At 55.8% G+C, this 23,032-nt stretch carries 20 protein-coding genes; 16 read left to right on the forward strand and 4 right to left on the reverse strand.

The window, feature by feature from the left end; genetic code table 11:
* Window positions 1-34: 34 nt before the first annotated feature.
* The 3 genes from CYR52_RS06675 (at window position 35) to CYR52_RS06685 (ending at window position 4,921) form a co-directional block, all read left to right on the forward strand.
* Window positions 35-649, forward strand: coding sequence for a TetR/AcrR family transcriptional regulator (locus tag CYR52_RS06675; protein ID WP_072928209.1), 615 nt, complete (start codon window positions 35-37; stop codon window positions 647-649).
* Window positions 650-722: 73 nt separating this feature from the next.
* Entirely contained in the window at window positions 723-1,829 is a 1,107-nt protein-coding gene (locus CYR52_RS06680) for an efflux RND transporter periplasmic adaptor subunit (protein WP_101828234.1), read from the forward strand.
* Window positions 1,826-4,921 carry an efflux RND transporter permease subunit gene (locus tag CYR52_RS06685; RefSeq protein WP_101828235.1) on the forward strand — a complete coding sequence of 1,032 codons (3,096 nt, stop codon included), beginning with the start codon at window positions 1,826-1,828 and terminating at the stop codon, window positions 4,919-4,921. Before CYR52_RS06680 ends, CYR52_RS06685 begins: the two co-directional genes overlap by 4 nt.
* A 49-nt stretch (window positions 4,922-4,970) precedes the next feature.
* On the opposite strand, the gene CYR52_RS06690 is transcribed toward CYR52_RS06685, so the two are convergent.
* Entirely contained in the window at window positions 4,971-6,281 is a 1,311-nt protein-coding gene (locus tag CYR52_RS06690; protein ID WP_101828236.1) for a methyl-accepting chemotaxis protein, read from the reverse strand.
* Window positions 6,282-6,603: 322 nt separating this feature from the next.
* Between CYR52_RS06690 and CYR52_RS06695 the strand changes: the two genes are divergently transcribed.
* On the forward strand, window positions 6,604-7,371 hold the full coding sequence (locus tag CYR52_RS06695; RefSeq protein WP_072928205.1) for an SDR family NAD(P)-dependent oxidoreductase: 768 nt from the start codon (window positions 6,604-6,606) through the stop codon (window positions 7,369-7,371).
* A gap of 55 nt (window positions 7,372-7,426) precedes the next feature.
* Here CYR52_RS06695 and CYR52_RS06700 read toward each other — a convergent pair whose 3' ends face one another.
* A complete protein-coding gene (locus CYR52_RS06700; protein WP_101828237.1) occupies window positions 7,427-8,305 on the reverse strand; it encodes a LysR substrate-binding domain-containing protein in 879 nt (292 codons plus the stop codon).
* A gap of 176 nt (window positions 8,306-8,481) precedes the next feature.
* On the opposite strand from CYR52_RS06700, the gene CYR52_RS06705 reads away from it, so the two are divergent.
* The 3 genes from CYR52_RS06705 to CYR52_RS06715 are packed head-to-tail and all read left to right on the forward strand — an operon-like array spanning window position 8,482 to window position 12,565.
* Entirely contained in the window at window positions 8,482-9,759 is a 1,278-nt protein-coding gene (locus tag CYR52_RS06705; protein WP_072928203.1) for a ribulose-bisphosphate carboxylase large subunit family protein, read from the forward strand.
* A gap of 2 nt (window positions 9,760-9,761) precedes the next feature.
* Window positions 9,762-11,171, forward strand: a complete 1,410-nt coding sequence (locus CYR52_RS06710; protein ID WP_101828238.1) for a four-carbon acid sugar kinase family protein — start codon at window positions 9,762-9,764, stop codon at window positions 11,169-11,171.
* A 47-nt stretch (window positions 11,172-11,218) separates the two neighbouring features.
* Entirely contained in the window at window positions 11,219-12,565 is a 1,347-nt protein-coding gene (locus CYR52_RS06715) for an MFS transporter (RefSeq protein WP_072928201.1), read from the forward strand.
* Between the two features lie 141 nt (window positions 12,566-12,706).
* On the opposite strand, the gene CYR52_RS06720 is transcribed toward CYR52_RS06715, so the two are convergent.
* Window positions 12,707-13,723 carry a LacI family DNA-binding transcriptional regulator gene (locus tag CYR52_RS06720; RefSeq protein ID WP_072928200.1) on the reverse strand — a complete coding sequence of 339 codons (1,017 nt, stop codon included), beginning with the start codon at window positions 13,721-13,723 and terminating at the stop codon, window positions 12,707-12,709.
* A gap of 301 nt (window positions 13,724-14,024) precedes the next feature.
* Between CYR52_RS06720 and CYR52_RS06725 the strand changes: the two genes are divergently transcribed.
* The 7 genes from CYR52_RS06725 (at window position 14,025) to eco (ending at window position 20,785) form a co-directional block, all read left to right on the forward strand.
* Window positions 14,025-14,345 (forward strand): PTS sugar transporter subunit IIB, encoded by a 321-nt coding sequence (locus tag CYR52_RS06725; protein ID WP_072928199.1) that lies wholly within the window; start codon window positions 14,025-14,027, stop codon window positions 14,343-14,345.
* Window positions 14,345-15,661 (forward strand): PTS sugar transporter subunit IIC, encoded by a 1,317-nt coding sequence (locus CYR52_RS06730; RefSeq protein WP_101828239.1) that lies wholly within the window; start codon window positions 14,345-14,347, stop codon window positions 15,659-15,661. The genes CYR52_RS06725 and CYR52_RS06730 overlap by 1 nt, the downstream gene beginning before the upstream one ends.
* Window positions 15,658-16,002 (forward strand): PTS lactose/cellobiose transporter subunit IIA, encoded by a 345-nt coding sequence (locus CYR52_RS06735; RefSeq protein WP_072928197.1) that lies wholly within the window; start codon window positions 15,658-15,660, stop codon window positions 16,000-16,002. The genes CYR52_RS06730 and CYR52_RS06735 overlap by 4 nt, the downstream gene beginning before the upstream one ends.
* Before the next feature lie 30 nt (window positions 16,003-16,032).
* A complete protein-coding gene (locus CYR52_RS06740; RefSeq protein WP_101828240.1) occupies window positions 16,033-17,466 on the forward strand; it encodes a 6-phospho-beta-glucosidase in 1,434 nt (477 codons plus the stop codon).
* A 64-nt stretch (window positions 17,467-17,530) separates the two neighbouring features.
* Window positions 17,531-18,403, forward strand: a complete 873-nt coding sequence (locus CYR52_RS06745) for an ROK family protein (RefSeq protein ID WP_101828241.1) — start codon at window positions 17,531-17,533, stop codon at window positions 18,401-18,403.
* Between the two features lie 137 nt (window positions 18,404-18,540).
* Window positions 18,541-19,950, forward strand: a complete 1,410-nt coding sequence (locus CYR52_RS06750; RefSeq protein WP_101828242.1) for a 6-phospho-beta-glucosidase — start codon at window positions 18,541-18,543, stop codon at window positions 19,948-19,950.
* A gap of 322 nt (window positions 19,951-20,272) precedes the next feature.
* Window positions 20,273-20,785 (forward strand): serine protease inhibitor ecotin, encoded by a 513-nt coding sequence (gene eco, locus CYR52_RS06755; RefSeq protein ID WP_101828243.1) that lies wholly within the window; start codon window positions 20,273-20,275, stop codon window positions 20,783-20,785.
* Between the two features lie 110 nt (window positions 20,786-20,895).
* On the opposite strand, the gene ftrA is transcribed toward eco, so the two are convergent.
* Window positions 20,896-21,891: a transcriptional regulator FtrA gene (ftrA, locus tag CYR52_RS06760; RefSeq protein ID WP_101828244.1), complete on the reverse strand. Its 996-nt coding sequence runs from the start codon at window positions 21,889-21,891 to the stop codon at window positions 20,896-20,898.
* Between the two features lie 95 nt (window positions 21,892-21,986).
* Between ftrA and CYR52_RS06765 the strand changes: the two genes are divergently transcribed.
* Complete coding sequence (locus tag CYR52_RS06765) at window positions 21,987-22,421, forward strand: rhodanese-like domain-containing protein (RefSeq protein ID WP_101828245.1); 435 nt, start codon at window positions 21,987-21,989, stop codon at window positions 22,419-22,421.
* Window positions 22,415-22,915 carry a GNAT family N-acetyltransferase gene (locus CYR52_RS06770; protein ID WP_101828246.1) on the forward strand — a complete coding sequence of 167 codons (501 nt, stop codon included), beginning with the start codon at window positions 22,415-22,417 and terminating at the stop codon, window positions 22,913-22,915. Before CYR52_RS06765 ends, CYR52_RS06770 begins: the two co-directional genes overlap by 7 nt.
* Window positions 22,916-23,032 lie beyond the last annotated feature (117 nt).

Genomic DNA, 23,032 nt, shown 5'->3' on the forward strand with positions numbered 1-23,032 from the left:
TTGTCAATCAGAGCCTTCGGGCTAAGCTAAAAAAATGACGAAACATGTGAACGTACCCTCATCACGTGGTCCGCTTGACCACAACGTCCGGGATCAGATAGTGGACGCCGCCACGGCGCATTTTGGTCACTATGGCTATGAAAAAACCACTGTCTCAGAACTGGCAAAATCGATAGGTTTTTCAAAAGCCTATATCTACAAGTTTTTTGAGTCCAAGCAGGCTATCGGCGAGGTGATTTGCGCCAACCGGCTCGACATGATGATGTCGGTGGTGCACGCCGCCATCGCGGATGCCCCGTCAGCCTGTGAGAAGCTGCGCCGCCTGTTCAGGGCGCTTACCGAGGCCGGCAGCGACCTGTTTTTCCACGATCGTAAGCTCTATGACATTGCCGCCGTGGCAGCGCGCGACAAGTGGCCTTCAACGGAGAAATATGAGGCGCGTCTGCGGTCGCTGATTGAAAGCATCATTGCCGAAGGCAGGCAGGCCGGGGAGTTCGAGCGGAAAACCCCGCTGGATGAAGCCACCCAGGCGATTTATCTCGTGATGCGTCCTTTCATCAGTCCTGTCCAGTTACAGTACAACCTGGATACCGCCCCGACGGCGGCTGTGCTGCTTTCCTCCCTCATCCTGAGAAGCCTGTCACCCTGATTAGTGACTATTGACTTTATTGGTCACTGGTCTGAGAATGCGGATACCTTCCTATTAACCAATCAGGGTTCCCATGCTCAGGCTTTATTCAGCCCGTCTGGTGGTTTGCCTCCTGCCGCTTGCCCTGGTGGGCTGCGGTGATAACACCCCCGCGCACGATCCGCGCACACAGCCCCCGCGGGTACGCTCAGCGACTGTGGAGCGTGCGGCCGATACGTCACGCGCCTTCACCGGCGTGGTGGTCGCCCGTACGCAAAGTGACCTCGGCTTCCGGGTGCAGGGTAAAATTCTTGAACGCCTTGTGGATACCGGCCAGACCGTTAAACGCGGCCAGCCGCTGATGCAGTTGGATCCGGTTGACCTCAGGTTACAGGCCCAGGCGCAGCAACAGGCGGTGGATGCCGCCAGGGCGCGGGCGAAAAAAGCCGGTAATGATGAGGCGCGTTACCGTGGGCTTGTCGCTGCCGGGGCCGTGTCGGCGTCTGAGTTCGATCAGATCAAGGCGGCGGCTGATGCGGCCAGGGCTGAACTCAGCGCCGCGCAGGCGCAGGCCGGGGTGGCGCAAAACGCAATGGGTTATGCGGTGCTGCCGGCCGATGCAGACGGCGTGGTGATGGAGACGCTGGCAGAACCCGGCCAGGTGGTGAGCGCCGGGCAGGCGGTCATCCGGCTGGCCAGGGCCGGTCAGCGTGAGGCGCTGGTGCACTTGCCGGAGACGCTGCGCCCCGCTGTCGGAAGCGAGGCGCAGGCCGCCCTCTACGGCAGCGAAACGCAGCCTGTGGCTGCCCATCTGCGGCTGCTCTCCGATGCCGCCGACCCGGTGACCCGCACTTTTGAGGCGCGGTATGTGCTGACGGGGGCGCTGGCGAACGCGCCGCTGGGGGCAACCGTCACGCTTCACCTCACGACAAACCGGGGCGACAGCCAGGTTATGCAGGTGCCCCTGGCGTCGCTTTACGATCCGGGCAACGGGCCTGGTGTCTGGCGGATTTCAGGCCAGCCGGCGAAGGTGTCGTGGCAGCCCGTCAGGGTGCTCAGCCTGAGCGATGAGGCAGCGCGTGTCACCGGCGGCGTGATGCCGGGGGAAAAGGTGGTTGCGCTGGGCGCGCACCTTCTGCATGAAGGGGAGGCGGTGCGCCTGGGCGAACAGGCCGCCGGCGCAGTGGGGAGCCTGCCATGAGCGCCGGAGGGTTCAATCTATCCGCGCTTGCGGTACGCGAGCGTTCAATCACGCTGTTCCTGATTCTTCTCATCACGCTCGCCGGTATCATATCGTTCTTCGGGCTTGGGCGGGCTGAGGATCCCCCTTTTACAGTCAAGCAGATGACCATCATCACCGCCTGGCCCGGCGCGACCGCGCAGGAAATGCAGGATCAGGTGGCCGAGCCGCTGGAAAAACGGCTGCAAGAACTCACATGGTATGACCGGGCGGAGACGTATACCCGGCCGGGGATGGCATTTACTACGCTTTCCCTGCAAGACAAAACGCCGCCGTCACAGGTTCAGGAGGCGTTCTATCAGGCACGCAAGAAACTGGGCGATGAGGCCAGAAATCTCCCTGCCGGTGTGAGCGGGCCGATGATGAATGACGAGTTTGCCGATGTCACTTTTGCGCTGTTTGCGCTGAAAGCGAAAGGAGAGCCCCAGCGGCGGCTGGTGCGTGATGCAGAAGCATTGCGTCAGCAGTTGCTGCATGTCCCCGGTGTGAAGAAAGTGAATATTATCGGGGAACAGGCCGAGCGGATTTACGTCGCCTTTTCGCATGATCGCCTGGCGACGGTGGGCCTCTCTCCACAGGATATTTTCTCTGCGTTAAACAGCCAGAACGCGCTGACGCCGGCGGGGGCCATTGAGACCCACGGCGCGCAGATTTTTATCCGCCTTGATGGGGCCTTTGATGAGTTGCAGAAGATCCGCGAAACGCCGCTTGTCGCACAGGGCAAAACGCTCAAGCTCTCCGATGTGGCCACGGTCGAACGCGGTTATGAGGATCCCGCCACCTTCCTGATCCGCAACCAGAATGAACCGGCGCTGCTGCTGGGCGTGGTGATGCGTGAAGGCTGGAACGGCCTGGATTTGGGTCACGCGCTGGATGCCGCCACGGCTAAAATCAATGAAAACATGCCGCTGGGCATGACCCTGACGAAAGTGACCGACCAGTCCGTGAACATCCGCTCTGCGGTGGATGAGTTCATGGTGAAATTCTTTGTCGCCCTGCTCGTCGTAATGGTGGTGTGCTTTGTCAGCATGGGGTGGCGCGTCGGGGTGGTGGTCGCGGCGGCAGTGCCGCTGACGCTGGCGGTGGTTTTTGTGGTCATGGCGGCGACGGGCAAAAACTTTGACCGGATTACCCTCGGCTCGCTGATCCTGGCGCTGGGGTTACTGGTTGATGATGCCATTATCGCCATCGAAATGATGGTGGTAAAAATGGAGGAGGGCTACGACAGAATCAAGGCCTCGGCTTATGCCTGGAGCCATACCGCCGCGCCGATGCTGGCCGGTACGCTGGTGACGGCCGTAGGCTTTATGCCCAATGGCTTTGCACAGTCCACGGCGGGTGAATACACCAGCAATATGTTCTGGATTGTGGGCATCGCCCTGATTGCCTCCTGGGTGGTGGCCGTCGCCTTCACGCCGTATCTGGGCGTCAGGATGCTGCCGGAGATTGCCAGGGTGGAAGGCGGGCATGACGCCCTCTATAACACCCCGCGCTATCAGCGCTTTCGCCGGGTGCTGGCCCGCGTTATCGCGCGGAAATGGGCCGTGGCCGGAACCGTTGTCGCCCTCTTCATGCTGGCGGTGCTGGGAATGGGGCTGGTGAAAAAACAATTTTTCCCCACCTCTGACCGGCCGGAAGTGCTGGTGGAAGTCCAGATGCCTTACGGCACCTCGATAGAGCAGACCAGCGCCGCCGCGGCGAAAATCGAAGGCTGGCTGAAAAAGCAGCCGGAGGCAAAGATCGTCACGGCCTACATCGGGCAGGGGTCGCCCCGTTTTTATCTGGCGATGGCGCCTGAATTGCCCGATCCCTCCTTCGCCAAAATTGTGGTACTGACAGACAGCCAGACGTCACGCGAGGCGCTCAAGTTCCGGCTCCGGGAAGCGGCTGCCGATGGGCTGGTACCTGAAGCACGTGTGCGGGTGACCCAGTTGGTGTTTGGCCCGTATTCACCGTTCCCGGTCGCCTGGCGCGTGATGGGGCCGGACCCCGCCACATTGCGCGGCATTGCTGACAAGGTGAAAACCGTGTTACAGGCAAGCCCGATGATGAGAACCGTCAACACCGACTGGGGGCCGCGGGTGCCGGCGCTGCACTTCACCCTGAATCAGGATCGCCTCCAGGCGAGCGGCTTGACGTCCGCCGGTGTCGCCCAGCAGCTCCAGTTCCTGCTCTCGGGCGTGCCGATTACCACGGTGCGTGAAGATATACGCCAGGTACAGGTGACCGGCCGTGCCGCAGGCGATATCCGTCTCGATCCGGCCAAAATTGCCGGCTTCACGTTAGTCGGCAGTGCGGGCCAGCGTATTCCTCTGTCACAAATTGGGGATGTCGAGGTCAGGATGGAAGATCCGGTGCTGCGTCGTCGTGACCGTACGCCCACCATTACCGTGCGGGGGGATATTGCTGAAAACCTGCAACCACCGGACGTCTCCACCGCACTGATGAAACAGTTGCAGCCGGTTATTGACGCGCTTCCGGCCGGGTACCGCATTGAAATGGCCGGCTCAATTGAAGAATCAGGCAAAGCCACCAAAGCGATGGCACCGCTGTTCCCCATCATGCTGGCCATGACGTTGCTGATCATCATCCTTCAGGTGCGCTCCATGTCGGCGATGATGATGGTCTTCCTTACGGCACCGCTGGGGTTGATCGGTGTGGTGCCGACGCTGCTGCTTTTCAATCAGCCGTTTGGCATCAATGCGCTGGTCGGGTTGATTGCGCTGTCGGGCATCCTGATGCGCAACACGCTGATTCTGATTGGGCAAATCCATCATAACGAGAAAGAGGGCCTCGCGCCGTTCCATGCGGTGGTCGAGGCGACGGTACAGCGGGCCAGGCCGGTATTGCTGACGGCAATGGCTGCGATTCTGGCCTTTATTCCCCTGACACATTCGGTATTTTGGGGGACGCTGGCCTATACGCTGATTGGCGGCACGTTGGGGGGCACGATCATTACCCTCGTTTTCCTGCCTGCGATGTATGCGATCTGGTTCCGGATCCGCCCTGACGCCCAGCCACATTCCGGGCAGCCAATGGGTGCCCGGCACTGATCACCCACGGCGCGTGGGGCAGGGTGCCCACGCGCTGCATTTACCCCTGTCAGCCCGCTTTCACTGAGCGGGCCACATCCTTAACCGCACTCTCCAGACCTTCTGAATTTTTCTGGATGCTGGCGATGACCTCACCGGCTTCGCGCATGAGCGTGCCCCCTTCACAGGTATTCTTAAGGCTGCTTTCAATGCCTTTAAGCACGTCTTTCGCCAGCTGGTTATTGCTGGCCACCACCCGTTCGATTTTTTCGGTGGCATCACTGACACTCGCTGCCAGGTTACGCACTTCCGCCGCGACAACCGCAAAACTTCTGCCGGAGGTGCCCGCCCTGGAGGCCTCAATAGCGGCATTAAGGGCGATGAGCCGTGTCTGCGTGGCAAAGCTGCGGATGGTTTCCACCATGCCGTCAATACTGTCAGACTGGCTGTTGAGGCGCGTTATATCAGCGGAGACAACGTTCATCCCCTGCATAATTTTCTCCACCATCCGGATGCTGTTCTCAATCACCTCGGTTCCGGCCTGCGCACTGCCGCGGGTCTGCACCGCCATATCCCAGGCATGAACGGCCGCCTCTTGTTCCCGCTGATTACGCAGAACCTGCTCCGTGACATCCGACGCAAACTTCACAATTTTGTACAACTGACCTTCGTTGTTAAAAACAGGGTTATAGGTCGCACGCAGCCAGAGCGGTTCACCGCGGCGGTTCAGGCGAGGGAACTGGCCGGAGAAAAACTCCCCCTGGTTCAGCCTTTCCCAGAACTGCCGGTATTCCGCGCTGTTGCGCAGCGTTTCTGAACAGAACATCCTGTGGTGCTGCCCCAACACCTCATCCCGCTGATAACCGGTCGTTTTCAGGAAGTTTTCGTTCACATCGCGAACGATGCCCGCCGGGTCGAAGGAAATGACCGCCATCGAGCGGTTGATGGCGGTGATGACGGATTCCTGCTCAAGCACTGACTGCATACGGTCGGAGATGTCAGCGGCGATTTTAATGATTTTGCATACCCTGCCGCGCCAGTCAGTGACCGGAATGTAACTCGCCTCCAGCCATACCGGGCGCGCGCCCTTCGCCAGCCGCAGATATTTATCGCTGAAGGTCTCCCCGGCCGCCAGGCGTTGCCAGAAGCGGCGGTATGCCGGTGAACTGACCAGGGAAGGGGGGCAGAACAGACTATGGTGGCGGCCCAGGACTTCATCAGCCGTGTATCCCATCGTTGCCAGAAAAAGCGGGCTGGCCTTTTGAATGATCCCAGCAGGGCTGAATTCGATAACGGGCATGGTTTGCCCAAGCGCGTTGAACGACGCGGCTGAACGCAAACTGCTCAGGAAAGGGAACTTTTTCAGGAAACTCAATCGCATCAGATACACCGGATAAAGTAAGGGTAGCTCTAGTTATCGGCAGCCCGCCCGCCCGCGTTACGTATCACTGCGATAGTTTTCGCTGATTAGTATGAGTAAATGTTAATCGGCATAGATCCGTGCTGTAAACATTTTTTCACATCCAGGGCGCGCACTCCCCCTGTTTCTGCCTGGCTGTCCCAACGGTTTTTTTAAACAGAGCGAGGGTGGCCGGGTGATTTTTTGTCAGCGGCCAGTGATTTTTTATCCATTGCGCTCTGAAGTGGCTCTTCATAGAGTGCAAAAGAAGATCATGCTTACCTCAACTACGCTCAAGGACATTATGACTACTACACATAAGAAAGTTGCCGTTGTAACAGGTGGTGCGATGGGCATTGGCGCAGAAGTAGTAACAAAACTGGCTGCGGAACATTTCCACGTCATTATCTGTGACATTAACGCCGATGCCGCGAACGCGTTTTGCGAAGAACTCACCGCCAAAGGGTTGGCAGCCTCAACCTGTCATATGGATGTCAGCTCACCACAAAGTATTGATGCGGCCTTTACGTGGATAGATAAAGAGTTTGGCCGCTGCGACGTACTGGTGAACTCAGCCGGTATCGCCAAAACGATGCCGTTCCTGGAGTTCGATGCTGACGTGTTCACTAAAACAATGACTATCAACGTCACCGGCACCTTCCTCTGCTGCCAGTCAGCAGCCAGACTGATGAAAAAAAATAACGCAGGCCGGATTATTAATATTGCCTCTGTCGCCGGGCTGAGGGCAGTGGGAAAAGGGCGGACTGCGTATGGCACATCCAAAGGGGCGGTTATCGCCCTGACCCGCCAGATGGCCGTAGAGCTGTGTGAATACGGGATTACGGCGAATGCGGTGGCTCCCGGCCCGGTTGACACCCCGATGACGAAAGAGCTGCATAGCGACACATTCCGTCAGGCATACAGCAAAGCCATCCCGCTCGGGCGCTATGGCCTGACATCCGAGATTGCCGGTGCCGTCAGCTATCTGGCCTCCGATTCCGCCGCCTATGTCAATGGGATTGTCCTGCCGGTTGACGGGGGCTTCCTGGCCTGGGGGGCCGGCGATATTTAAGGTATCCCGCGCCTGTCTGCCAGGGCAGGCGCGTCATTAACCCCTGGAGCCAGCCTTAATTTCCTGCCATCTCTGCACTGATCCATTCAACCAGATGGGTGGTGTCTTCCCGCGATTCAGCATTCGGTGAGATCCAGAGCACTAACTTCTCAGGGCCTTTGACGAAGCCGAAAGGCGCGATCAGGCTGCCTTTTTCGAGCTCTTCACGCACCAGCATCCTTGGGGTGTTGGCAAACCCCAGGCCGACGTTGGCGGCTTTTATCATCAGATAAAAATGCTCATAAAACTCCAGCTCACTCCCGGCGGGGAATTCCGCATCGTTCGCGCGATACCAGCTTTCCCAGGCATCCGGCCGTGTCCGGGTCGCCAGCAGTCGGGCATGTTTAAGATCGGCAATCTCTTTCACCCCGGAAGACGCCAGGTAATCCGGGGCACAGACGACGCCGACCCATTCATCGATTAACGGCACAGGTGTTATCCCGAACGGCACAGGAATGCTTGCCAGGCGGATGGCCACGCTGACGCCGTCAAGTGCGAAATCGATGGGGCCATGCCCGGTGCGTAAGCCGACTTCCATAGCCGGGAAGCTGCTGTGAAGCCGCCCCATTCTCGGCAACAGCCAGTACATCATGATTGACGCGGAACAGGACAACTCAAGCGGCCGCGGCCGGACGTCATCAATGCTTTCCTGAATCATGCCGAAGGCTTTACTCAGCCCGGCCGCCAGTTTGGCCCCTTCCGCCGTCAGTGTGGTGCCCTGCGGCGTGCGGATAAGCAGCGTGACGCCCAGTAATTCTTCCAGCGCCCTGATATGCCTGCTGATTGCGCCATGCGTCACAGAAAGCGCATTTGCTGCTTCCGTGAATCCCCCTTTTCGCGCGGTCATTTCAAACGCCCGGAGTGCATTAAGCGAGGGCCTGAGTGGTCTGGACATACTGATTTTCCTCCATATTTCAGCACAGGCTGATGACCGCCGATCCGGTTGGCTGTGACTTTTTCTCCTCTTCCGCGGAAATCATATCGATAGGCAAAAAAGGCCGTCAATGTATATTGAAAATTGATTTTCAGTATTAAGACCCTGTGCACATTATTAATAAATAAGGAATTAATATGCTTTCATCTTCACCCGCAAGAGAAGAGTTTACCGCACTGTTTTTCGTGGAAAGCAGTTACCCTCTTGAGAAAGTCAGTGAAATTATCGCCGGCGAACAATCCAGCGGAACGTTTATCTCTCTGCCTGGGGAATCCGCTGAGCTTAAAGAGAGATCGCGTGCCAGGGTGGTGTCAATTACCGAACAGGCGCCGGCCAATGCGGCTTCGCTGCACAGCGCGTTTCTGAAGCGAAAACACGCCTCAGAACACTATTTCCGCGGACAGGTAGAAATTGCGTTTCCCATCGAAAACATTGGCGTCAATATCCCTGCTTTACTGACAACCGTGGCGGGAAACCTGTTTGAAATCGGTGAAGTGACCGGGCTGCGTTTGCTGGATATCACGCTGCCTGAGCCGTTTGCGACGAAGTTTGCCGGGCCGCAGTTTGGCATTGAAGGAACACGGACGCTTTGCAATATTCATGACCGGCCGATTATCGGCACCATCATTAAGCCCAGCATTGGCCTGATGCCGGAGCAGACCGCTCAGGTCGTGGATGAGCTTTGCGCAGGCGGTATCGACTTCATTAAAGATGATGAGTTAACCGCCAGCCCTGACTACGCGACCTTCGATGCCCGCCTGAATGCGGTGATGCCTGTCATAAAAAAACATGCCGATCGCCTGGGCCGTATGCCGATGTATGCCATCAATATCTCCGGCAGTGTGGATGAGATGCTGCGCAGGCATGATGCTGTCGCAGAGGCAGGCGGCACCTGTATCATGCTGAATCTTAACTGGGTAGGCCATTCGGCCGTTGAACATATCCGCAAGCACTCGCAGCTGCCGATTCATGGCCACCGTAACGGATGGGGCGCGTTAACCCGGAACCCCAGTCTCGGCTTCTCCTTCCCGGCTTATCAGAAAATCTGGCGCCTGTGCGGGATAGACCATTTACATGTTAACGGTATCAAGAGCAAATTCTGGGAGCCTGATGACTCCGTCATTGATTCAGCACTACATTGCCTGACGCCCTTTTCGGGTGTGCAACCTGTCATGCCTGTTTTCTCTTCCGGGCAATGGGCAGGGCAGGCACCCGATCTCTATCGCCACCTTAAATCAGTCGATCTGATGCATTTGGCAGGTGCCGGCATCATCGGCCATCCGGGCGGTATCGCTGCCGGCGTACAAAGTATGCGCGAAGGCTGGGAGGCCGCTATTCATCAGGTTCCTGTTCATCAATATGCCAAAACCAGGCCGGCGCTGGCGGCTGCCCTGGAAAAATTTGGAGGGGCATAACTATGCATGCAAACACGCAGCAGACAACCACGCAGCCTGGGCTCAGACTGGCATTTTATGGCGATGACTTCACGGGGTCATCGGATGCGCTGGAAGTGCTGGCGGCTGCCGGGCTGAAATGTGCGATGTTCCTGACGCCCCCTTCTGCCGGGTTATTAAGCACATTAGGGACGTTTGACGCCATAGGCATAGCAGGAGACAGCCGCGCCATGTCTCCCGACGAGATGGATAACACCCTTCCTGAGGTCTTTTCGGCGTTAAAAGCACTGGCCCCACAGGTTGTTCATTACAAAGTGTGCTCAACGTTCGACAGTTCACCTGAAACCGGGAATATCGGCCATGTTATCGGTATGGCGTCAGCAATATTTGGAAAAAGCGCCGTACCGGTGGTGGCCGGTAACCCTGCGCTGGGGCGGTACTGTATTTTCGGCAATTTATTTGCGCTTTCAAAAACAGATCATGCCGTCCACCGTATTGATCGTCATCCGGTGATGAAATCCCACCCTATTACGCCAATGCATGAAGCCGATCTGGCATTGCATATCGGAAAACAGAAATCATTGAAATTTGGCCGGGTCACGATTAACCAACTGGATGACGACACCGGGTTAAAACCGGCGCTGGAAAAGATGGCTGAAAATGACGATGCCATTTTATTTGATGGCGCAACGCCCGCCCACCTTACGGCTGTCGGTAATATCCTGACAACCTTCGCTGAACAGTCATCGCCGCTGTTTGTCGTCGGCTCCTCAGGGGTTGAATATGGCCTTATCCAGCACTGGCAGCAGTCTGGTCAGATTGACCACAGCCCGGCACCGGATACGTCTTTAACGCCGGTGGAACAATTGCTGGTGATATCCGGCAGCGCCTCCCCGTTTAGCTATTTACAGATTAAAAAGGCCATAGAACATGGCTTTGTTGAGATTGGCGTAGAGGCCAGGGCGTTGATTTCTGAAAACGAAAAGCAACAGGCCGCGCAGGACATCATTGATAAAGCCATTGAACTGCTGCAGGGCGGGGAAAATGTGGTCATCCATACGGCAAAAGGCCCGGATGATGCACGTATCGCCGACATGATCACGTTCATGGTGTCCCGGGGGGCCAGCCCTGAAGCGGCTAAAACCCAGGGGGGGAAGGCATTAAGTATTGAGCTTGGGCTTATCACCCAAAAAATTCTGGAGCGGCACCCGCTTAAACGGATCGTGGTTTCAGGTGGCGATACGTCAAGCCAGGTGACGAAAATACTCGCCCCTGATGCGCTGGTTATCCAATCGGCTATTTCACCCGGCGCGCCTTTATGTAAGGCGTTATCTGAAAAACCGTTTTTGTCAGGGCTGGAAATAGCGCTGAAGGGCGGCCAAATGGGGGATGAAACCTATTTTGTTCAGGCACTGAAGGGTAAGCAACGCTGAAAAACGTTGGCTGATATAAAAAGCACCTGCACTGAAGGATAATAACGATGAACATCTCTGTCTCGGAACAAACACCTACACATAGTGAAAGTACTGACGCCGATAATAATAAATCAATGAAAAATGTGGTTGCCGGCAGCCTGTTTGGTACGGCCCTGGAAACCTATGACCTTTACCTGTACGGCACTGCTGCGGCCTTAATATTTGCGCCTTTGTTCTTTCCCGAAGCGGATGAAACCGTGTCGCGGTTAGCGTCACTGGCCTCATTTGCCATTTCATTTATTGCCCGCCCGCTCGGTTCCCTGGTCATCGGCCATTTCGGGGACAGAATAGGCAGGAAAAAATTATTATACATGACGCTGATTGTCATGGGGCTGAGTACGGTGGCGATAGGCTTACTGCCGACATACGCCAGCGCCGGTATCTGGGCGCCGATCATGTTGTGTATCTTGCGCTTTATTCAGGGGTTTGCTTTTGCAGGTGAATACAGCGGCGCGGTTCTGATGCTGCTGGAGCACGCACCCCGGCGAAAACGGGGCTTTTATACCGCAATAAACAACATCGGCCCGGTATTTGGCTTTTTTGGTTCGGCAGGCTTACTCCTGATCGTCAGTTCGGTGCTGCCCACGGACGAGTTTTACGCCTGGGGCTGGAGAATACCGTTCGTGGCCAGCCTGGCGCTCCTGGTGGTGGGCGTTTTTGTCAGATCGAAAGTGAAAGAATCCCCGGTCTTCGTGGAAGCCGCCGCCAAAAGGGCGCAAGCAGCTAAACCAGAAATGTCCCCGGCCATGACCCTGTTTACAAAATTCCCGAAACAGCTCCTGCTGGTGGCCGGGGCAAACATTTGCCACTTCTCTACCTTCTATTTATTTACCGTTTTTTCAATGAGCTATGCGCAAAGAGATCTCGGCATGTCCAACAGCCTTGTCCTAGCGGTAGTGATGTTGGCCATTTGCACGCATCTTGTGGTCGTCCCCCTGGCGGGCGCGCTCTCTGACAGAATCGGGCGCCGCAGAATGATGCTTATCGGGTTTGCCGTGACGGCGTTATCCGCCTTTCCGTTCTGGACCCTGTATTCCAGCGGGGAATTTATGCCGATGCTGGCAGGGGCAAGCTTATTAATGATCAGCTATGGGCTGGTTTACGGTGCCGTCGCCTCTTTCACCGGCGAGGCGTTCAGCACCGGAGTCCGTTTTACCGGCTTTGCCATGGCAACCAATGTCGGGGGAATTGTCGGTGGCGGCACTGCGCCGATCATTGGGGCTTTTTTACTGAGCTATTTCGGAACACCTTACGCCATCGCGTGGTATATGGTCTTTTTAGCCCTGGTATCTGCGGCATGTACGTATTTCAGCAAAGAGACCAGCAATAAAGATATCTCGATCGAGAGCTGAGGGTGGGGCTGAGCTTTTAGAGGGTGCCGGTAAAGCGTGTTTACCGGCACTGCACCGTGTAGGGGATGTTGAAGGGATGAACGGCTGCCTGCTGATTAACGCAGGCACACCGGCCGCGATGAGTGGGGAGCAACGTTAACCTCACTGCGCATACGGCCCCTGGGCGATGGAGTCGCGGATGACCAGCTGGCCGGGCATCAATGACAGCGGGGCGACCTCTTCCCCATCCAGCATATGGGTCAGTTGCATCAGCGCGCTGGAGACCATTTCCGCCATGGGCACATGCACCGTGGTTAAGGCCGGAATGAAAAAGGGCGCGACCGGAATGTCATCGAAACTCAGTAACGAGACGTCACGGGGAATATGCAGGCCCGCCGCGTGCAGGGCGCAGGCGGCACCGATGGCCATGTCGTCATTACTGGCGACAATCGCGGAGAAAGCCACGTTTCTCTTAAGCAATGCTTCAGCCGCCTGACGGCCGCTTTCGTTTGTCCAGCTGCCTTCCAGAATCAAATTTTCATCATATGCCAGGCCGTTTTCGGTAAGCGATGAAATATAGCCCCTTAAGCGGCTCTGCCCGGTATAGGAACTGCCCATGCCTTTGATAAAGGCGATCTCTCTATGGCCTTGTGAAATTAAATGGTTTACCGCATTCAGCGTGTCATTTTCATGGTCAGCGCAGACGGAATATTGCGGGAATTTTTTTAACCGGCGGTTTAATACAATTAATGGTTTGCTGATGGTGGGAATTAACGCATCAATATCATCAACGCTTAAGTATCGCGGATAAATAATCACGGCATCACAGCAACTGTCGATCAGGAAATTAATTGCCTGGCGCTCCTGTTCCGCATTGTGCTTACCATCCGCCAACACCAGCTGGGAGCCTAACTGTTCGGTTAACGTCGCTGCCTGAAAGAGGAGCTCAGTAAAAAAAGGGCCGTGGTACAGCGTATTGGGAACCATCAGGCCGATGCTTTGCGACCGGTTTGTGGCCAGGTTCCGGGCCAGGAGGTTAGGGCGGTAGCCCATCTGGTCAACGGCCAGCATGACCCGATCCCTGACGGTTTTCGACACATAAGCGTGCCCTGCCAGCACCCGTGAAACGGTGGCTTTCGAAACGCCTGCGCGTTTTGCAACATCGAGCATCGTAGTCATTCAGCGTCCTTTTCAGCGTACCCAGGCATTGTAACGCAAAATCCCGCATTGAAAAACGGCCGATTCCGGTAAAGCCGGTTACCCATTTCGCCGCGGGTTAATTAATCCGGTGCCGCCGCCGGTAATTATCATGATTTAACTGAAAAATAATCTGAAACCGGTATCAGATTATTCTTTTGTCGTGCCTGAAAATAGGGGGTTTCGGTTTGAGTTATGGATCACAAAAGAAACAAAACAAATCTGTAACCGGTTGCAGGCGCGCGGCGTAACGCGTACATAGTTAAAAAAAACGGAGGATATCATGATGAGAATTCTATTGTGCTGTTCCGCAGGTATGTCTACCAGTATGGTCGTGCAAAAAATGCAGAAAGCCGCGTCACAGCGGGGTTTGGCGGCCGAAATAGAGGCCGTCGGTATGGAAGAGTTTACTCGTAAGATCGCCGATTATGACTGCTGCCTGCTCGGCCCGCAGATCAAATATAAGCTGGCGGAGTTTGAACGGAATGCGCAGGAATATAAAAAACCCGTTGCCGTTATTAATACGATGGATTACGGCATGTTGAATGGGGAAAAAATCCTGGCGTCGGCGCTCGCATTGATTGATGCCAATAAGGGGGCGTAATGAGCACACTGGCTGATTCCTTATTCGGCGTGATTGAGAACCGCATCAGTCCCATTGCTGCGAAGCTCTCTTCGCAACGGCATGTGGTGGCGATCAAAGACGGCTTTATCGCCTCCATGCCTTTCCTGATTGTGGGTTCGTTTATGTTGCTGTTCTCCCACCCGCCCTTCAGCGAAAACAGCCAGTGGGGGTTCGCCCAGTGGTGGCTGGGCATGATCAAGCAGTACAACGACCAGCTGATGATGCCCTACAACATGACCATGGGCATCATGTCGATTTTTATCACCGGTGCCATCGCGTACAACCTGGCGCAAAGCTACAAAATGAATGGCCTGATGGCCGCCCTGCTGTCGCTGATGACGTTTCTGGTGGTGGCGTCACCGCAGAAAGACGGCGCGCTGTCAGTGGCTTCCCTCGGTGGGGAAGGGATTTTCACCGCCATCCTGATAAGCCTCTATTGCACCGAAGTGATGCACGTGCTGGTGAAGTTCAACATCGGCTTCAAGCTGCCGGAGCAGGTGCCGCCGAAGATCCGGCAGTCGTTTGACCTGCTGATCCCGATTATGGTGATTTTCCTGACGCTGTATCCGCTGAACCTGTTTATTGAGAACCACTTTGGCCTGTTAATCCCCCAGGCGATTATGTCGGTGTTTGCGCCGGTTATCTCGGCGGCGGACTCCCTGCCTGCGGTGCTGATCGCCGTGCTGCTGTGCCACCTGCTGTGGTTTGCGGGCATTCATGGTGCGGCGATTGTCGGCGGTATTTTGCAGGCATTCTGGCTGAGCAACCTGGGGCTGAACCAGGAGGCGTTAAACGCCGGCCAGGAGATCCCTAAAATCTTCATTGAGCCTTTCTGGCAATTCTTTATCACTGTGGGCGGCTCGGGTGCCACCATGGGGCTGGTGATCCTGTACCTGCGCAGCCGCTCCGCGCACTTGCGCTCCATCGGCCGCCTTGGCTTCGTGCCCGGTTTGTTCAACATCAATGAACCGATTATTTTCGGCTCGCCGGTGGTCATGAACCCGCTGCTGTTCATCCCGTTTATCACCACACCGTTGATTAACGCCGTGATTGCCTGGACGGCCACCCGCACTGACCTGATTAACCACGTGATTTCGCTGGCACCCTGGACCACCCCCGGCCCGATTGGCGCGGCATGGTCAACCGGGTGGGACTGGCGCGCGGTGGTTCTGGTGGCGTTCCTGATCTGTTTATCCACGTTGATTTATTACCCGTTCTTCAAAATGTACGAACGCCAGCTGCTTGAACAAGAGGCAGAAATGGTGAGCGAAAACCTGGCTGCGGAGATGAAATGATGGAAGAGATGCAGGAACTGGAAAGCACGGTCATGGCGTTAATCATCCATGCCGGGGAAGCGCGTTCATCGGCCATGCAGGCGCTGCAGGCCGCAAGAAAATACCAGTGGGGCGAGGCGGATGAGCTGCTGGAAAACGCCGGTTCAGCCGCCCGGGAAGCCCATAAAATACAGACGGCCCTGATCGGTGCCGATGAGGGCTGCGGCAAAATTTCCGTCAGCCTGATCCTGGTGCACGCCCAGGACCACCTGATGAACGCCATGCTGTGCCGCGACCTGGTGGAAGAGTTGATCTATCTGCACCGCGAAGTGCAGGAACTGTCAAAAGCGAATACGCAGTAAGCCATTGTCAGCAATTTAAAAGGATGAATTATGTCAACGTTACCGGCTGGTTTTCTTTGGGGGGGCGCGGTGGCCGCGCACCAGGTTGAAGGTGGGTGGAAAGAGGGCGGCAAAGGCCCCAGCATTGTGGACGTGCTCACCGGCGGCGCGCACGGGGTTGAGCGTGAAATTACCGACGGGATCGTCGAAGGCAAACACTACCCCAACCATCTGGCCACCGACTTTTACCATCACTACAAGGAAGACATCGCCCTGTTCGCGGAGATGGGCTTTAAGTGTTTCCGCACCTCTATCGCCTGGACGCGCATTTTCCCCAACGGGGATGAGCAGGAGCCTAACGAGGCGGGGCTGAAATTTTATGATGACGTATTCGATGAGCTGTTGAAGTACGGCATTGAGCCGGTCATCACGCTTTCACACTTCGAAATGCCGCTGCACCTGGTCACGCAGTATGGCGGCTGGCTCAACCGCGACTTGATCGATCTCTTTGTGCGTTACAGCAAGGTGGTGATGACGCGCTATCAGCACAAAGTGAAATACTGGATGACCTTTAACGAGATCAATAACCAGCGTAACTGGCGCAGGCCGCTGTTTGGCTACAGCAATTCCGGGGTGATTTTTACCGATCATGACAAGCCGGAAGAGGTGATGTACCAGGTGCTGCACCACCAGTTCGTGGCCAGCGCGAAAGTCGTGAAGCTCGGCCACCAGATTAACCCTGACTTCAAAATCGGCTGTATGCTCGCCATGGTGCCGCTCTATCCCTGGTCCTGTAACCCTGACGACGTGATGTATGCGCAAAAATCGATGCAGGAGCGCTACCTGTTTGGCGACGTGCACATGCGGGGCGCTTATCCGTCTTACATCCTGAAAGAGTGGGCGCTGCGCGGTTTCCATATTGAGATAGCCCCGGAAGATGCGCAGACCCTGCGTGAAGGCTGCACGGATTACCTCGGTTTCAGCTATTACATGAGCAACGCCGTGGAGTACGCGAGTGCCGCCCAGGGTGACGGCGAATTCGAGGCCTTCCCCGGCAGCCGCAAAAACCCTTATGTACCGGCGTCTGACTGGGGCTGGCAAATCGACCCGGTGGGCCTGCGCTATACGCTGAATGCCCTGTATGAGCGTTATCAGAAACCGTTATTTATTGTTGAAAACGGCTTTGGGGCGGTCGACAAGGTCGCAGAAAACGGCGAAATCCATGATGACTACCGCATTGCCTACCTGCGTGAGCACATCGTGCAGATGAAGAAAGCGGTGCTGGAAGATGGCGTCGACCTGATGGGCTTTACTCCCTGGGGCTGTCTTGATTGCGTGTCGTTCGGCACCGGCCAGTACAGCAAACGCTACGGCTTTATCTACGTGAACCGCCATGATGACCAGACCGGCGACTTTTCGCGCTCCAAAAAGAAAAGCTTCGGCTGGTATAAAAACGTCATCGCCACCCGCGGTGAATTACTCTGAACAGCCGTTGATGTTACAGGCTGATATCGCCGGTGGCGGTCACTGAGCCTGCAAGGAGCGGGGCATGAAAATAGCAGCGTTTGATATTGGCGGTACCTCATTAAAAATGGGGGTAGTCAGCAGCCAGGGGGATATCCTTCACAAAGATAAGAAAGAGATTCCCCACCGTTCCGGCGAGGCCATTCTTGCCGCCATCCTCGGCTGGCTGAAGCAGCACCCAGGGTGTGAGGGGATAGCCATCAGTGTGCCGGGTTATATCAACCCCCACAGCGGCTTTATTACCATGGGCGGCGCCATCCGCGATTTTGATCATTTCGATATCACCGGGTGGCTGGAAAATAAAACCGGTTTGCCTGTCAGCGCCGAAAATGATGCCAACTGCGCACTGCTGGCGGAGCGCTGGCTGGGCAGCGCCGGGCAGATGGACAACGTCCTGATGATGACCATCGGCACCGGCATCGGCGGCGCGATATTCTGCAACGGCGCGCTGGTGAGTGGCCACCGTTTCCGGGCGGGCGAATTCGGCTACATTCTCAGTGAGCGCCCCGGCAGTGACCGGCTGATGAAATCCACCATGAATGAGACCTGTACGCTCACGGTGTTGCGCCGGCGTTACGCCGGCCATGTCGGGAAAAACCCTGAAGAGGTCACCGGTGAGGAGATATTCGGCTTATACGACCAGGGCGATATAACCTGCCAACGTCTGGTGAATCAGTTTATGCAGGATATCTGCTCCGGCATCCATAACCTCGCCCATATCTTCGACCCGGAATGTATTTTCCTCGGCGGCGGCATTACCGAGCGCCCGCAATTCCTGGAAGAGATTAAACAGCACCTGGCCTGGTATCGCCTCTCCGTTGACGTACGGAGCGCCCGGCATGGGAACAGCGCGGGCCTGTTGGGCGCCGTGCGCCATTATCTCGATCGGCACACATAACCTTTCCGGCCTGCGACGGCAGGCTGAATTTTTAATATCTGCATTTCCTGGAAAACAGCATCCCTACGGTGAGGCTTCCTGCTGCCCTGCGCGGCCTATTCCCCTCGCCTGACTCACACCAAACGGAGTTACATCCTATGCAAAATAAGATCAAGATTGTCACCATCGGCGGGGGTTCCAGCTATACGCCGGAACTGATTGAAGGCCTTATCCTGCGTAAAGACCAGTTACCGATTGCTGAGCTGTGGCTGGTGGATATTGACGATGGCGCAGAGAAAATGGAAATCGTCGGGAATATGGCGAAGCGTATGATCGCCGCGGCGAAGCTGGACTGGCAGGTGCACCTGACGTTAAACCGCCGGGAAGCGCTGAAAAATGCGGATTATGTCACCACACAATTTCGCGTTGGCTTGCTGGATGCGCGCCTGAAAGATGAGGTGATCCCCTTAGCCAACGGTTTGATGGGGCAGGAGACCAACGGCGCAGGCGGTATTTTCAAAGCGTTCCGCACTATCCCGGTTATTCTCGACATCATCGATGATATGCGTGAATTATGCCCCAATGCCTGGCTGGTGGACTTCACCAACCCGGCGGGGATGGTCACGGAAGCTGCCATCAAATACGGCAAATGGGAAAAAACCGTCGGGTTATGTAATGTCCCCTTCGGCCATATCACCCAGGCGTGCAAAGTGCTGGGCAAAGAGGAAAAGGATCTCTATTTCAAATTCGCCGGGCTTAACCATTTCCATTGGCACCGCGTCTGGGATCAGCAGGGCAATGAGCGCACCGCAGAACTGATTGAGAAAATCTACTCCCCTGAGCAGCAGGAGAGAACGGATGAAGGGCTGAAAAACATCCACCAGATCCCTTTCTATTTCGACCAGGTAAAACATCTGGGCCTGTTGCCTTGTGGCTACCACCGCTACTACTACCTGCAGGAGCCGATGCTGGCACACGCTGTCGAGGAGTTCGCACGCTATGAAACCCGTGCGGAAGTGGTCAAGAAAACCGAAGCGCGACTGTTTGAGCTGTATAAAGACGTGAACCTGAACTACAAGCCTGAGGAGCTGAGCCAGCGCGGCGGTGCGCATTACAGCGATGCCGCGTGTGACCTGATCGCGTCTATCCAGAACAACAGCGGTAAACTGATGGTGGTTTCTACCCGTAACAATGGGGCCATTGCTGATTTGCCGTTTGATTGCGTGGTGGAAATCACTGCGGCCATCACGTCGCACGGCCCGGAGCCGCTGCGCTGGGGTGCGTTGCCGCCGGCTGCCCGCGGCATGATCCAGTTAATGAAAGCCATGGAAGAGACGGTGATCGACGCGGCCGTCACCGGTGATTACGGTGCCGCCCTGCATGCCTTCACCATCAACCCGCTTATCCCGGCGGGGGAGACGGCCGTTAAGGTACTGGATGCGCTGCTCTACGCCCACAAAGCCTATCTGCCTAAATTTGCCGATAAAATTGCGCAGATAGAACAGGAGAAGCCTGAGATCGCGGCATTCGTCGACACGCTGCTCGCCGACCGGAAAGCCCATGCCTGAAGGCGTTGCCCGGATACCGCCTCGCATTGAGGCGGTTGTTTTGTGGTCATGGCATGACCTTCCCCTACATCGTCTTCCGCCGTTAAATGCTATCAACGTGTGCTCTTCTGCTCTGTCGCCTGAGATAACCGGCAGTGTCAGGATCAGGCACGGATGCACCAAACAGCCTGTGTAAACTATTTGTTACGGGAGGCAGCCTCCCGATCCTTCTCTGTTGAGTGACAATAACTGCTGGCTTTAAATAGAATTGCAGCGCTTAATACTTCTTAATTCAATATTTCCAGCCATTTGTCTGGACAAAATGCAATCAAGGACACTTTCAATGACCAGAACGTCCCCGTTGGCCATCTGTTTGCTGATGACCGCCAGTTGCCTTTCAGCAAGCGCTTTCGCTCAGCAGCCGCCTTTAAAAAATATCGCACCTTATCCGCAACCGGAGAAAGGAATAAGCCGGCAGGTGATCCAGCTGCCGGAACGTAAGAATGAGTATTTATATAAAATTGAGCTGATGATTGGTCAAACGTTAGAAACCGACTGTAACCAGCACCATTTGCTGGGCCAGCTGCGGAGCGAGACGGTGGATGGCTGGGGATACCCTTATTACGTGTATGAGCCGGCAAAAACGCCGGATTCAGGCATGATGCACGTCTCGACTATGATGGCCTGCCCTGAAGGGAAAAAGGAAAAGAAATTTGTCGACGCAAATCTCGGGGCGAATGGCATGTTGCGTTATAACAGTAAACTTCCCGTCGTGGTGTATACGCCAGGCAACATTGAGGTTAAATACCGCATCTGGAAAGCCGAAGACAACATCAGTTCTGCCAAAATAGAGTAAACCGTAATGCGTTAAAGTCCGGCTTTTTCCCCCGGTATACGACTGATATTCCACCGCCTTGCTTTCTGGCCGGAAAACCCCTGCGCGCCCGGCTTTCCGTCGCATTGTGGCTACCCGTCCAATGCGCCGGTGCCTGCGCTTTCCGTCGCCATGCTGCCAAACAGCTTACGGTAGGAGGAGAGTGAGACGCCCACCGATTTACGGAATGCGGCACGGAAACTCTCCATAGACCCGAACCCACAATATTCCATGACGTGTTCGTTAGGCAGGTGGTTATTTTCGAGTAACTCGCGCGCAAGGTTCATCCGGGCCTGAAGCAACCAGGCTTTGGGGGTTGTCCCCATCGCCTCTTTGAAACGCCGCAGAAAAGTCCGTTCTGACATTAACGCCCTGTCTGCCATTTGCCTGACTGACAGCGCCCTGTCCAGGTTCTGAAGCGCCCACTCAAGCACCGGGGCAATCTCATCACGCGGCTTCTGTGCAACAGGAGACGGGATAAACTGGATTTGCCCGCCAGAACGTTGCGGGGCCATCACTAAACGCCTCGCCACCACGTTAGCAATATGCGCACCGTAATCACGGCAAATCAGATGAAGGCAGGCATCAATCCCTGCTGCGCTTCCCGCAGAGGTAATAATTTGCCCGCTGTCGACATACAGGACATTCGGGTCCACGGTTATATCGGGATAGTGCGCCGCCAGCTCACTGGTATAACGCCAATGGGTGGTCGCACGCTTGCCGTTCAGTAAGCCGGCAGCCGCCAGGACAAAAACGCCTGAGCAGATAGAGAGCAGGCGCGCCCCGCGCTGACAGGCCTCACACACTGCGTCCAGAAGGGCCTGCGGTGGCTTTTCATCGCGGTTACGCCAGCCGGGAATAATGATGGTTTGCGCTTCGCTGAGCGAGTCCAGCCCAAAATCTGAAACAACCTGGATGCCTTCTGACACTTTTATCGGGGAAGGGTCGACCGACACTATCCGGTGTTGATACCAGGGAAAATCAAATTCAGGGCGATGAAGGCCAAAAATCTCTACCGCGATCCCAAATTCAAACGCACAAAGTCCGTCATAAGCCAGGATGGCGACCAAACCGGGGTGTTTTAACATTGGCGGAAAACTACCAGTTATTGTCAGTGCCGCCACTTTATCAGCGTGAGGCTGCTTCTTACAATCATCAGACACTTTGAAAGGAGACAGTGCTCATGCCAAGTTTAATCAGTGAAGTTCCCGCCGCCTCACCTGCTGAATCCCTGCAACATTTCAGCCGCCGTTTAGCGTTTGAAACCGATTGCTCTGATGTCCATCAGAGCCAGAAAACAGGCAATGTCGACTATGTGTTGGTCGATGTCAGAAGTGGTGAAGCCTTTGCAAAAGCGCATGTCCCCGGCGCGATCAGTATTCCCACGCGTACTATTACTGAGGAGCGCATGTCCGGGTATCCACGCGAGACGCTGTTTGTTGTTTACTGTGCCGGCCCCCACTGTAACGGCGTACACCGTGCCGCCATCCGGCTGGCTGGGCTGGGTTTTGCGGTAAAAGAGATGATTGGCGGCCTTACCGGCTGGGTTGACGAAGGGCTTCCCCTGCAGGGAGAACATATTCCCGCCCCTGCCGATGGGTTCTCCTGCGAATGTTGACTCCCCCCCTCACTATCCGGGCAGCGATGCCCGGTGATATCCCGGATGTGCTCAGGCATATGCGTTCGCTGGCGGATTTCGAGCATTATATCAGCGACTTTACTGTCGATGAAAAGTCCCTGTTAACGCGCGTGTTTGGGCCACATCCTGAATGCCATATTTTTGTCGCCGAGTGCCGTGAAGGCATTATTGGCTATGCGGTTGGGCTGGTTATCCCCTTTACCTACGATTTGAAGAAAACGCTGGTTCTGAAAGAGTTTTTTGTGGATTCAGGGCACAGGGGAAAAGGCACCGGCTCTGCGCTTTTTCGCCATGTGGCGGCCTGGGCTATTGCTGAGGGTGGGGGGCGGCTGAAATGGGATGTGATGGCCGGAAATCAGCCTGCAGAAGCCTTTTACAAAAAGCATGGCGGCTGCCCTGACAGTAAGTGGAGACCTTATGTGATGGGTGAAGACGCGTTAAAAGCGGCTGCGAACGGCATGGTGTCTGAATAAACGCGCCGGTTAAAACATGACATCAGGGTAACCGGAAAGCAGATTCCTTCATCTCTTTGATGGAGGCGTCTCTTCACCCGTTACCTTTTCACTTGCTGAAACAGGGAGGCCTGATGA

It is taken from the genome of Chimaeribacter arupi (assembly GCF_002858805.1).
GTDB classification, from domain to species: domain Bacteria; phylum Pseudomonadota; class Gammaproteobacteria; order Enterobacterales; family Enterobacteriaceae; genus Chimaeribacter; species Chimaeribacter arupi.